Annotated in this window: 1 protein-coding gene and 1 pseudogene; both read left to right on the top strand. The window is 47.1% G+C overall.

The genetic code is table 11. The features are described 5' to 3' along the window. A pseudogene (vopN, locus tag R7Q48_RS27125) lies at window positions 1-434 on the top strand (SctW family type III secretion system gatekeeper subunit VopN); the annotation flags it as partial. After that, window positions 415-699 (top strand): TyeA family type III secretion system gatekeeper subunit, encoded by a 285-nt coding sequence (locus tag R7Q48_RS27120; protein ID WP_318090184.1) that lies wholly within the window; start codon window positions 415-417, stop codon window positions 697-699. The pseudogene vopN and the gene R7Q48_RS27120, both read left to right, overlap by 20 nt. Window positions 700-737 lie beyond the last annotated feature (38 nt).

Here is a 737-nt window from a genome sequence, read left to right as displayed (position 1 = left end):
ACTTATTGGCGCTGATTGACCAAGCGATCTTGAAAATCGAGCAGAACCCGGATTCTTGGTCGCAAATCGACACCGAAATCCGTGTTTCTCATTTCGCTGATGAGTTTAGCAAAGAGCAAGAGTTCAGCTCTCTTCACCAATTGCGCGGCTTTTACCGCGATACGGTACACAGCTATCAAGGGCTTGGCTCTGCATATCAGGATGTTGTCGAGCGTTTTGGTGAGCAAGAAGTCTCAACAGCGGTGGACTTCATGCTGCAAGGCATGAGCGCCGACCTTAGCGTGCAAGGCAGCAACATTGACTCCGTCAAATTGCAGCTGCTGATGTCCGACATCCAAAAACTCAAAACGTTGAACACCTTGCAAGATCAAGTAGGGCGGCTATTTCAAATGTTCAAACCAGAAAGGATGAGTCATGGCTTATCAGGCTTCTGATTTGATGGCGGACGTAATTGCTCTGGTCGAGCAACGTTGGGTCAGCAGTGAAGAGATTTGGAAGATCGCAACATCAATGGAGTTGGTGGCAATAGAACAGAAAATCGATTTTTTTCGAGAGCTGCACAAGTTGATACGACACATCCCTGTTGATGTATTTGCTGACGACGAACAGAGACAAAACCTAATACAAGCCGCACAAAAGGCGCTAGACGAAGCCATTGATATAGAAGAAGAGGAAGCGTGGGAAGATGAGTTGGATTGATGCATCAGTCGATGAGTTTTGCCGAGGAATGGGCTTAG

Source organism: Vibrio sp. 378, from assembly GCF_033339435.1.
The sequence above is the reverse complement of the archived record's forward strand: the minus strand, read 5'-3'. Positions and strand labels throughout refer to the sequence as shown.

What these genes read in the sequence shown, in the direction of transcription:
- R7Q48_RS27120 (WP_318090184.1), top strand. Translation starts at nt 415, where the DNA reads ATGGCTTATCAGGCTTCTGATTTGATGGCGGACGTAATTGCTCTGGTC.